This window comes from Mucilaginibacter sp. P2_A5 (assembly GCF_056404995.1).
Genome location: NZ_JBFUCY010000033.1, coordinates 54,897 through 66,421, shown reverse-complemented (window position 1 = coordinate 66,421; position 11,525 = coordinate 54,897). Strand labels below are relative to the sequence as shown.

Genomic DNA, 11,525 nt, shown 5'->3' with positions numbered 1-11,525 from the left:
CTTCTTTTTATCGAGTGTAACCTTAAACCACCTTATAACGTATTTATGATATGAAGTTGCTTTACTTATCGTCGTTTGTGTTTTTGTTGCTGATGCCTGGCATGGTAGTGGCCGATGCTATGGATAATATTGCTAATTTGATAAAGCAGGGCAACAGTAAAGAGGTAGGCAAACTATTTGCCCCCACTATTGAGATGACTATAATGGCCGAAGAGCAATCGTATTCGCAAACCCAGGCCACATCAATGCTCGGCGATTTTTTTGCGAAACATAAACCTCAAACAATAAAGTTACTCCATAAAGTAAACTCCAGCGCCACTATCCAGCTTGGCGTATATATTTTAACTACTGCCGATAAACAGGAATATCGCATCGCTTTTACCCTAAAAGATGTAGGCGGCACCATGCGCATCATCGAATTTGGGATTGAAGACGAAAAAGTAAAGTAGAACTTTTGAATTTGAAGATTTGAGAATTTGAAGATTTGAAAATGGGTATTTTACTAAGCAGTCGACCTTTTTTTGTTACTATCTGCCTTTAAGTTAACACTGATTAGTGTATCGGAGGTTTTTATTATTTAATTTACTTTTTTCATTTTCAAATTCTCAAATCTTCAAATTCTCAAATTAAAAAAAACGTTACTTTTGGGGCTTAAAAAATTAATTATCTTGGATAAAGAACTTGTTGACCAGTTTATAATTAATGCTTTACAAGAGGACGTTGGCGATGGTGATCATACTTCGCTGTCAACCATTCCCGCCGATACCGTAGGCAAAGCACAGCTTTTGGTAAAAGATGAAGGCATTTTAGCCGGTGTTGAATTGGCTATTGAGATATTTAAAGTAGTTGACCCCAATCTTAAAGTTACCATTTTTTTGCAGGATGGGGCTGCTGTAAAGTACAAAGATGTAGCGTTTGAAGTAGAAGGCAGCGCCCGCAGTATACTGCTTGCCGAGCGTTTGGTACTGAATTGTATGCAGCGAATGTCGGGAATTGCTACAAAAACCCACGAGATAGTTGATTTGTTGAAGGGTACCAATACAAAAGTTTTGGATACCCGTAAAACAACGCCGGGTTTACGCTACCTTGAAAAATGGGCGGTAAAAATAGGGGGCGGAGTGAACCACCGTTTTGGTTTGTATGATATGATATTGATTAAAGATAATCATGTTGATTATGCGGGCGGTATAAGGCAGGCCATCGAGAGTGCAAATCAATACCTTACAGATCATCATAAAAAGCTTGCTATTGAAATAGAGGTACGCAACCTGGAAGAATTGGAACAGGTATTGCAAACCGGCAACATAAACCGTATCTTGTTAGACAACTTTAGCTTTGCCGAATTGCGGCAGGCGGTTAATATCATCAATGGCAGGTTTATAACCGAAGCATCTGGTGGTATAACAATTGATACTATAAGAGAATATGCGGATTGTGGGGTTGATTATATATCTGTTGGCGCGCTCACGCACTCGGTAAAAAGCCTCGACCTTAGTTTAAAGGCTGTAAAGTAAATTTATGGTGTATCCTTGTTTTAACATTTAAGTTAAGGCCTGGCTATCAGAATCTGGCTATAAAGCACTGCGTTTAAATTATGATTAGAGTTTTAGTACGGTATCAATTTTGTAATATTGCAGGGAAATGATCAACGTATACTCAGTTTCGGCGCTCATCCTTGCCTATCTCTGCGGGTCTATCCCAACGGCTGTTTGGATTGGTCTGGCGTTTTATGATATCGATGTAAGGGAGTATGGCAGCGGTAATGCCGGCGCAACCAACACCTTCAGGGTATTGGGTAAGCAGGCCGGTATTCCTGTAATGTTGCTTGATATTTTAAAGGGGTGGACAGCTACCAACCTTGCTTTCTTTATCGGGGTTTCTACCACCGGGGCCTACAATTCTGCAAGCTATATGAATTATGCGCTGGCTTTAGGTGTAGCTGCGGTTATGGGCCATTTGTTCCCGATATTTGCCGGTTTTAGGGGCGGCAAAGGAGTTGCCACTTTATTTGGAATGATTTTGGCTATTCATCTGCATGCCGCTTTACTTTGTGTATTGGTATTTGTGGTGGTATTGCTATTAACAAAATATGTGTCGCTTAGCTCAATTGCAGCAGCCTTTACATATCCAATAGGGGTCTCGTTTGTTTTCCCTACGTCGATAAGGTCTGTTGTAATTTATGGGATGTGTATTTGCTTGCTAATATTGGTAACCCATCAAAAAAATATCGAACGCTTATTAAAGGGCACCGAATCGAAAGTGAATTTTTTAAAGAAAAAAACTGCCTGATCATTATGAAAAAGTTTCTGCCTGCATTTTTAGCAATAACTATGGTTATTGCCCTGTTCTCCTGTTCAACAGTGCCACTTACCGGCCGCAAACAATTAAGCCTGGTTGGCGACGCCGAAGTAAATCAATCTGCCGCTGCCAGTTATAGCCAGTTATTATCAGACCCTAAAACAAAAGTAATTAACAGCGGTACCGACGCCCAGCGTGTAAAACGCATAGGCAACAACCTGGCTGTAGCCATTGAAAGTTACTTGAAAAGCAGTGGTTATGGCGATCAATACAGTTTTAAGTGGGAGTTTAACCTTATTCAAAGCCCCGAGGTAAATGCCTGGTGTATGCCTGGCGGCAAAGTGGCTGTTTATAGTGGCTTATTGCCGGTGGCCAACACCGATGCCTACCTGGCGGTTGTAATGGGCCATGAAATTGGTCACGCTATTGCGCGGCACTCTGCCGAGCGGATCTCGCAGCAAACGTTGGCCCAATTTGGAGGCTCGCTTGCGGGCGTAGCTGTTTCAAAACAATCGCAGGTAATGCAAGGCCTTTTTAGCCAGGCGTATGGCGTGGGCACCCAGGTTGTGTTGTTAAAATACTCGCGCGACCAGGAATCAGAGGCCGACCGTTTGGGTTTAACTTTTATGGCGATGGCCGGGTACGATCCGCATAACGCTGTTGCATTTTGGCAACGTATGGCTGCCCAAAATAAAGGAGGTTCGCCCCCTGAATTATTAAGTACACACCCCTCCGATGCTACCCGGATAGCCAATATTCAAAACCTGATACCCGAGGCTATGAAGTATTATAAAAAATAGTGAGTGGTGAGTGGTGAATGGTTCGTCAGGTTGATATACATTCACTATTCATCATTCACAACTCACCGCTCACCATTCACAACTCACCAAAATGCCTAAACCTCAATTCTTAAAAGCGCAATGGAAAAACCTTGTAATGATAAATTACGAGGTGGATCCCGATATTCTCGACCCTTATTTACCACCCGGCACCGAACTTGACTTATGGCAGGGTAAGGCTTTGGTAAGTATGGTAGGTTTTATGTTTTTAGATACAGAGGTGCTTGGCGTTAAATGGCCATGGCATGTGAATTTTGAAGAAGTGAACCTTCGTTTTTACGTAAAGCATTTTAACGGAACGGAGTGGAAGCGTGGAGCCGTTTTTGTAAGTGAAATAGTACCTAAGCCAGTAATAGCAGTTATTGCCAATAATTTATACAAAGAGCACTATAGTGCAATGCCCATGCGCCACAGTATAATTACAGTTGGAGATCACACCCAATTTTTATACGAATGGAAATTTAAGGGCAAATGGAATAGGCTTGGCGCAACCGCCAGTAATCAATTGCAAGATATAATACCCGGCAGCGGCGAGGAATTTATTTTCGAACATTATTGGGGATACAACAAACTTTCGGCCACAAGCACCATGGAATACCAGGTGGAGCATGTATCATGGCAAACGGGTAAGGTTAAAGATTATGTTTTTGATGCTGACGTAGCTGGTTTATATGGTGAGGTATTTAAACCTTACTTAGAAAAACAACCGGTTTCGGCTTTTTTTGCCGTTGGATCGGATATTAAGGTGAGGATGGGGGATAAGATTGTGGTGAAATAGTAATTGGGCAGAGTACCAGTTACCGAAGTCATATTATTTCTGCTGATCTTATTTACGATCTCTTTCAATATCCGATAGCATTTTTATCGCTGTTTCCTTGGACAGAATACCAATAAAATCTGATGGCTTACGATTACTTGTCGGTTTACCATTACTTTCTAATCCTTTTAAATTCCTATACGCAGAAATAATTTTATTCCACTCGTCGATAGGAATAACTACTGCCGTTCGATTGCCCAAATTATCACAAATATACTTTAGACTCATTGACCAAAAATACCAATACAAATCGGGTAAACAATAATGATGTTTCTAAAATGGGCTGGCTTTGTGGTGTTCCTCTGGAACACAAAATTACAGCTTGTGTTTGCTACAAAGCTTTAGCCTCTCTGAGGCTGCAAACGCGAAAAATTAGATAGGCGGCTGCACGTTGATAGGTTGTTCCAGAGGAACAAAAGCTTTTGGTAGAAAAACCCCAACCTGTTTTCCTGCTCCAGAGGAGCAGGACGTTAATATACGGAGGCTATCCTCCCAAAACCTCCAGCACCGCCTTCGCCTTCAATAAACATTCCTCATATTCCTTTTCTGCATCAGCATGATAAGTAATAGCGCTACCAGCATGGAACGATAAATATCCGTTATTGGCATTGTACAGCAATGTCCGGATCACCACATTAAAATCGAAATCATCATTGGGGCTAAAATAGCCAATGGCCCCTGAATAAATCCCACGTTTGCTGCGTTCATATTGCTCCATCAGTTGCATGGCGTTAATTTTGGGCGCTCCCGTCATACTCCCCATTGGGAAAGTGTTTTTGACGGCCTGTATGGCGGATACCTCATCCTTCAGTTCACATACTACTGTCGAAATCATTTGATGCACATGGCGGAAACTGTGAATACCAAAAAGCTCTTCTGTTTTTACTGTGCCTTGTTTGGCCGATTTGGTGAGGTCATTACGCACCAGATCTACTATCATTACGTTTTCCTGTAGTTCTTTAGGGTGGTTGCGTAATTCTTGTTTAACCAATTCGTCGGCCTGTAAATCTGTTTCTCTTTTGGCCGTGCCTTTTATGGGTTGCGATATGATTTTGCTGCCCCGTTTAGCCAAAAAACGTTCGGGCGAAGCCCCTAATATGTAATTATCCTGCCACTTAAAAAAAGTTGAGAATGGATTGGGGGAGATGTTGTTCAATTGTAAAAACACCGAAAGCGGACTGATACGTACGTCATCAGCGTAAAATTCCTGGCAAAAATTGGTTACGTAGATATCGCCCCGTGTAATATGTTTCTGGATGGCAGTTACGGCATCAATATATTCCTGTTTGCTAAACCTGCTTTTTAGATTTATTGGCGGTTGGGCAAAGGCTTCAATCAGCACTTGCTCATTTATGGTATTTAAAGCCCATTGCGGCTCATCGCTAATGATCTCGGCCTTATCATCTTTAATAATTATAAGATGCTCCGGCGCAAAAAAATACAGATCAGGAAATTGGAGGTTATCCGGATTTTGGGATGATAGGTTTTCCATCTCATTTTTTAAGTCGTAGCCCCAAAAACCGCAAAGCCAGTCTTTATTCTTTTTGCGGAAAGCTTCCAGTTTATCAAATGCATTGCCTGTGCCCGCTGTTATTGCTGTTTTGGCGCCAATGGCAATCAGTGTATCAAACTTGCTGTATGGGTCATCAAAACCATTCGAGTCGAGGTAACATGCCGAATTATATGAGGATGCCCATTGGAGAGCTTTAAACTTGAAATTTTGCAGATCATCTACCTGTACTATCACCCTGCAAAAATAACCAAGTAAATGAAAAAAGGCCGGATGGCCGGCCTTTTTATACTTTGGTTTCGAATTTGTGTTTTCACAAATTCAGAATGTATGTTAGTGCAATACTAAAGTTTGCTTCCTGTCTGGCCCTACAGATAAATATTTTACCGGTACACCCAACTCTGCTTCCAGGTAATCAATGTATGATTGCAGTTTGGCAGGTATTTCATTCAATTCGGTGATCCCAGTTAAATCTTCGTTCCAGCCATCAATTTCTTTTAATACAGGCTCGGGGCTTACCGAGCAAATATCATACGGCATATAATCAATGGTTTCGCCTAAATAATTGTAGTGGGTACAAGCATAAATTTTATCAAAACCACTTAATACATCAGCTTTGGTCATTACCAGTTGGGTAACGCCGTTAAGCATTATGGCGTATTTTAAAGCCGGCAGATCAATCCAGCCGGTACGACGGGGCCTGCCTGTTGTAGCGCCAAATTCGTGGCCTATACGACGTAATTCTTCGCCTGTTTCGTCTTCCAGTTCGGTAGGGAAGGGGCCGCCGCCAACACGGGTGCAATAAGCTTTAAAAATACCTATCACATCGCCAATTTGTTGTGGGGCTATTCCTAAACCGGTGCATGCACCAGCAGCTGTGGTATTTGATGAGGTAACAAACGGATAGCTTCCAAAATCAATATCCAGCATGGCTCCCTGTGCGCCTTCGGCCAAAACTTTTTTGCCTTTTTTAATATAGTCGTTTACCAGGTGCTCCGAATCAACCAACGGGAATTGCTTGATAAACTCAATGGCTTCAAAAAACAATTGCTCGCGTTCAGAAAAATCGGCCACCTCGCCATACATGGCAGTAAGCATTGCGGTATGTTTGTCAACCAGCTTCTGGTAGCGCTCTTTAAAATCGGGTAAAGTTATGTCGCCTATACGCAACCCGTTCCTGCCGGTTTTATCCATATAGGTAGGGCCGATACCTTTTAAGGTTGAACCGATTTTACCTTCGCCCATTTTCTTTTCAGATGCGGCATCCAGTAACTGGTGGGTAGGTAGTATCAGGTGTGCTTTTTTGGCAATCAGCAGGTTCTTTTTTGCCAACAGGTCGTGCCCTGCATCTTTCAGTTTATCTATTTCCTTTTTAAGGGTGATAGGGTCAATCACCACGCCATTACCAATAAGGTTCATGGTGTTTTCAAAAAATATACCTGAAGGAATGGTATTCAATACGAATTTTTTACCGTCAAACTCCAAAGTATGCCCGGCATTAGGGCCGCCCTGGAAACGTGCAATCAGGTCATAACCTGCGCTAAGCACATCAACAATTTTTCCTTTACCTTCATCGCCCCATTGGAGGCCTAATAATACGTCAACAGCCATTAATTTATCGTTTGAATATATCTATTAAATTTTTGTATGATATCTTTTTTGACTTTATCCCACTTTAATTTTTTAAAACTATAAGGATCTGAATCCAAATCTGCTTCAACAAAATAAGTGATAGATTTAATAATCATTATCGTTGAATTATTTGGATACCTGGCTTGATAAAATGAAAACATTTGATCAAACGAAAAATGTTCCAATAATTCGTGTAAATCCCAAAAGTCCTTTTTTGCCCCTCGTCCTGCTATTGCGTTTAATTTCAGGGCAATAATTTCTTCCACGGAGGCAAACCTAATACCCTCTATAGTATTACTGGCAAAAGTGAACTTTTCAAACGTATGTACAAAATCTACTTTTACGTTATTTATATAAGTGAACAACAAACGGGGGCTGGTTCTTTCTTTTGAGAAAAATTGAAAATTGCCGGATAGCTTAAAGTTAATTAAATCGCTATCAAAGGGTTCGTCGGTAAAAAGATCAAGATCGATAGATGCCCGATGACCTAAAAGTAAAGATAGTGCTGTACCCCCAACCAGTCTGAATTGCTCCAGTTCTGGCAGAGTCATTAATTCTGTCAGTAAACCCAAAGTTGCGGGTTCAACTGTTTCTTTATATAACATTTAAAGTCCTTAGGTTCAAGATCGAAAACGGCACAGCAAAAATAAATTTCTTTGTCGCCAATCCACTTAGCATTTACAATTTCTTTTTTGATTTTATCATCACCATAAAATTTCTTTAGAGCGATGAAATCCTCAAAAGATCCGCGGTCAACCACCTTTTCAATAACAAAACGCGCATTCTTTTCATAGTCGATACTATCCATATCAACATCCCAAAATGCCTGTTTGCTTAAAATAGGTTTGTCCATGGCTTATACTCTTCTGTCACAATTGCCTTCACGTAGTTTAGCACAGTTACCGTAAAGGTTTAACGAGTGGTGTTTAATTTCGAATTTTAAAATGTCGCCCATCATACTCTGGATCTGCTGAATCCGCGGGTCGCAAAACTCAACTACTTTGCCGCAGTCGATGCAAATGATGTGGTCATGCTGTTTGTAACCGTATGATTTTTCAAACTGGGCCATGTTTTTGCCAAACTGGTGTTTGGTAACCAGGTCGCACGATACCAGTAATTCAAGCGTATTATACACCGTAGCGCGGCTAACACGGTATTTTTTATTTTTCATGTGGATATAAAGAGATTCCACATCAAAGTGATCCGAGCGCGAGTAAATTTCTTCGAGTATTGCAAAACGCTCCGGCGTTTTGCGCAGGTTTTTATTTTCAAGGTAAGCCTCAAAAATTTTTTTAACCAATGCTATAGTATCCGGTTGGGGCATAATAGTCTGTTAAGCAGGCAAAGTTATTAATAATTTGGTTAAGATAGAGTCAAGAGTCAAGAATCAAGAATTAAGACTTTTTTGGTAAATGTATTTTTTCCCGTCTTGATTCTTGACTCTTAATTCTTGCTTCTTCTTCACGAATTCTTGCTTCTTTTTCAAGATGCTTTTTCAATCACCGAATCAAACCTGTTTACACCGGTAACGCCTTTAATCAGTTTTATTTTTTTGATCAGGTTTTCCAGGTGGTCGGTGTCATTTACGTAAACCATTATGGAGCCTTCAAAAATGCCGTTGTCGCTATCTACAGTGATAGAACGGATATTTACCTTAAAATCGGTTGATATCACAGTGGTAAGCTTATTAATCAACCCTACTTCGTCGATACCGGTTATTCTTAAGCCTGTTAAAAATGCAAGCTCCTGCTGGTTGGTCCAGCGGGCCTTCACAATCCGGTAGCCGTAGTTGGCCATTAGTTTGGCCGCATTAGGGCAGTTGGTGCGGTGTATTTTAATGCCATCGCTCACGGTAACAAAACCAAACACATCATCGCCGGGGATAGGGTTACAGCAATTGGCCAGTTTGTAGTCAATTTTCTGCATATCCTCACCAATCAGCAGCATGTCGCTGTCTTTCGATTTCAGGTTGCGAATAAGGTTTTGTACCTGCTCCTGCTCAATTTTATCCTGGGGCTTGTTCTCCACATTTTTTTCAAAAGCCTGGTATTCTTTCAGGTCCTTCATGTCTATAACACCTTTGGCAATGTTATAAAACAGGTCCTGGGTTGATTGCAGCTTGAAAAAGTAGCTCAGCTTGTGCAGGTTTTCGGAGTTGTAGGTAATTTTAAGCGATTTCATTTTTCGCTCCAGTATCTCTTTACCATCCTCGGCAACCTTGCGTTTTTCTTCTTTTAAGGCCGATTTTATTTTGGCCTTGGCCTTTGCGGTAACCACAAAGTTCAGCCAATCCTCTTTAGGCGTTTGCTTGCCCGAAGTAATGATCTCCACCTGATCGCCGTTTTGTAGTTTGTAGCTTAAGGGCACCAATTTATGGTTCACTTTGGCGCCTATACAACTGGCGCCTACGTCGGTATGTATCTCAAATGCAAAATCAAGTGCGGTGGCGTTAAGCGGCAGCTGGATAAGTGCACCCTTTGGGGTAAAAATGAAAATTTCATCGCTGAACAAATTCATCTTGAAATCGTCGATAAAATCCAGGGCATTGGTATCGGGATTTTTAAGCATATCCCTCACCTTTTGCACCCATTGGTCGAGCCCGCTATCGGTTGATGATTCTTTGTATTTCCAATGTGCGGCAAAACCCTTCTCGGCAATCTCATTCATGCGCTTGGTACGTATCTGTACTTCCACCCATTGCCCACGCGGGCCCATAACTGTGGTGTGTAATGATTCATAACCGTTTGCTTTAGGCGACGAGATCCAGTCGCGCAACCTATCGGGGTTAGGGCGGTATTGGTCGGTAACTATACTGTAGGCCTTCCAGCAATCAGCTTTTTCCTGGTCGGGGGCACTATCTAAAATTATCCGGATCGCAAAAAGATCATACACCTCCTCAAAGGGGATAGACTTTTTCTTCATCTTATTCCAGATGGAGTGGATGGATTTTGGCCGGCCAAAAACATCAGCGTGAATTTCCTGGGCCTGCAGGGCTTTATTAACCGGCTCAATAAAATCGCGGATGAAGCGTTCGCGCTCCGCTTTTTTCTCGTTCAGTTTCTTTTTGATGAACTGGTAAGTTTCGCGCTCCATGTATTTCATGGATAGGTCTTCCAGTTCAGATTTTATGGCATATAAACCCAGCCTGTGGGCCAGGGGGGCATACAGGTATACGGTTTCTGATGATAGCTTAAGCTGCTTATCGCGCGGCATAAACTCCATGGTGCGCATGTTATGCAGCCTATCTGCCAGTTTAATGAGTATTACCCGTACATCGTCGGCCAGGGTAAGCAGCATTTTACGGAAGTTTTCGGCCTGTAACGAGCTGTTGGTATCAAATACGCCCGATATTTTGGTTAAGCCGTCAATAATTTTGGCTACCTTTTTACCAAACTCCATTTCAATTTCGTCAAGCGTCATGTTGGTATCTTCAACCACATCATGCAACAGGGCGCACACTATTGATGTAGTGCCCAGGCCAATCTCTTCGGCGGCTATCTGGGCAACGGCAATAGGGTGGTATATGTAGGGTTCGCCGCTTTTACGGCGCATGTCTTTATGGCTTTCAAGGGCCATATCAAACGCCTTGCGTATCATCCGTTTATCACCCTTTTGCAGGGTAGATTTACAGGCGCGCAGCAAAGCACGATATCTTTTTAGTATCTCATTCTTCTCGGCTTCCAGATCAATCTCTATCTCTTTCATATATGATATAGGTGGTATAAATAAGATAAACTTGTAATTGAAAATTATTATTACAGATTATATTAAAATACCACAAAAATTTCCTTTAATTTTGTTTTAAGTAAAAATATGAAATTTATTGGTTTTCTGTTGATGTTTTGTTGCTTAGTGGGCCAGGTAAGGGCCCAAACAGATAAACCTGCACCTATGGTACTGGGCAAAAATGATACCATAAGGGTGGCTGTTACCGATGTTGACGGAGAACTGATACCCTGGGTAGTTTGCCCGCCAATAAGAATTGTTGATACCCGCATATTTGCCAGCGATGCCGATAGGGATAATTACCGCCGTTTACGATATAATGTGATGAAGGTGTTGCCTTACGCGCGTTTTGCAGGCCAGCGGTACGCAAAATTACAGCGCGACCTGGCCTTAACCGGTGATAAAAAGAAGCAGAAAGAATTAATAGGTAATTGCGAAACCGAAATTAAAACATTGTTCAATAAGGAAATTAAAAATCTGACAATTAGTCAGGGTGAAGTTCTGATCAAGTTGATTGACCGCGAAACCGGGCAAACAAGTTATACTATGGTTAAAGAACTTAAAGGTGGTTTTAAAGCATTTATGTTCCAGTCTGTAGCCAGTATATTTGGCCACAACCTTAAAGAAACTTACGACCCTGAAGAGCAGAGAGATATCGAGGCCATACTTACCCAGGCCGGATATAATTCCACTAACTACTGAT

At 41.6% G+C, this 11,525-nt stretch carries 12 protein-coding genes; 6 read left to right on the top strand and 6 right to left on the bottom strand.

The window, feature by feature from the left end:
* Positions 1–50 precede the first annotated feature (50 nt).
* The 5 genes from AC1DXF_RS24045 to AC1DXF_RS24025 all read left to right on the top strand — a co-directional run bounded on the left by AC1DXF_RS24045 (position 51) and on the right by AC1DXF_RS24025 (position 3,915).
* Positions 51–449, top strand: coding sequence for a DUF4783 domain-containing protein (locus tag AC1DXF_RS24045; RefSeq protein WP_477451247.1), 399 nt, complete (start codon positions 51–53; stop codon positions 447–449).
* Between the two features lie 219 nt (positions 450–668).
* Complete coding sequence (gene nadC, locus AC1DXF_RS24040; RefSeq protein ID WP_477451246.1) at positions 669–1,514, top strand: carboxylating nicotinate-nucleotide diphosphorylase; 846 nt, start codon at positions 669–671, stop codon at positions 1,512–1,514.
* Between the two features lie 127 nt (positions 1,515–1,641).
* Entirely contained in the window at positions 1,642–2,289 is a 648-nt protein-coding gene (plsY, locus tag AC1DXF_RS24035; protein ID WP_477451245.1) for a glycerol-3-phosphate 1-O-acyltransferase PlsY, read from the top strand.
* 5 nt (positions 2,290–2,294) lie between these two features.
* Positions 2,295–3,098 carry a M48 family metallopeptidase gene (locus AC1DXF_RS24030; protein ID WP_477451244.1) on the top strand — a complete coding sequence of 268 codons (804 nt, stop codon included), beginning with the start codon at positions 2,295–2,297 and terminating at the stop codon, positions 3,096–3,098.
* A gap of 91 nt (positions 3,099–3,189) precedes the next feature.
* A complete protein-coding gene (locus tag AC1DXF_RS24025) occupies positions 3,190–3,915 on the top strand; it encodes a YqjF family protein (RefSeq protein WP_477451243.1) in 726 nt (241 codons plus the stop codon).
* A gap of 523 nt (positions 3,916–4,438) precedes the next feature.
* Here AC1DXF_RS24025 and AC1DXF_RS24020 read toward each other — a convergent pair.
* The 6 genes from AC1DXF_RS24020 to AC1DXF_RS23995 all read right to left on the bottom strand — a co-directional run bounded on the left by AC1DXF_RS24020 (position 4,439) and on the right by AC1DXF_RS23995 (position 10,801).
* Positions 4,439–5,701, bottom strand: a complete 1,263-nt coding sequence (locus AC1DXF_RS24020) for an anthranilate synthase component I family protein (protein WP_477451242.1) — start codon at positions 5,699–5,701, stop codon at positions 4,439–4,441.
* Positions 5,702–5,797: 96 nt separating this feature from the next.
* On the bottom strand, positions 5,798–7,075 hold the full coding sequence (locus tag AC1DXF_RS24015) for an adenylosuccinate synthase (protein ID WP_477451241.1): 1,278 nt from the start codon (positions 7,073–7,075) through the stop codon (positions 5,798–5,800).
* Entirely contained in the window at positions 7,075–7,701 is a 627-nt protein-coding gene (locus tag AC1DXF_RS24010; protein WP_477451240.1) for a nucleotidyl transferase AbiEii/AbiGii toxin family protein, read from the bottom strand. Before AC1DXF_RS24010 ends, AC1DXF_RS24015 begins: the two co-directional genes overlap by 1 nt.
* A complete protein-coding gene (locus AC1DXF_RS24005) occupies positions 7,656–7,949 on the bottom strand; it encodes a DUF6922 domain-containing protein (RefSeq protein ID WP_477451239.1) in 294 nt (97 codons plus the stop codon). Before AC1DXF_RS24005 ends, AC1DXF_RS24010 begins: the two co-directional genes overlap by 46 nt.
* 3 nt (positions 7,950–7,952) lie before the next feature.
* Positions 7,953–8,420, bottom strand: coding sequence for a Fur family transcriptional regulator (locus tag AC1DXF_RS24000; RefSeq protein ID WP_477451238.1), 468 nt, complete (start codon positions 8,418–8,420; stop codon positions 7,953–7,955).
* A gap of 158 nt (positions 8,421–8,578) precedes the next feature.
* Complete coding sequence (locus AC1DXF_RS23995; protein WP_477451237.1) at positions 8,579–10,801, bottom strand: RelA/SpoT family protein; 2,223 nt, start codon at positions 10,799–10,801, stop codon at positions 8,579–8,581.
* A 108-nt stretch (positions 10,802–10,909) separates the two neighbouring features.
* Here AC1DXF_RS23995 and AC1DXF_RS23990 point away from each other — a divergent pair, with 108 nt between their 5' ends.
* A complete protein-coding gene (locus AC1DXF_RS23990) occupies positions 10,910–11,524 on the top strand; it encodes a DUF4294 domain-containing protein (protein ID WP_477451236.1) in 615 nt (204 codons plus the stop codon).
* The last annotated feature ends 1 nt before the right edge of the window (position 11,525 follow it).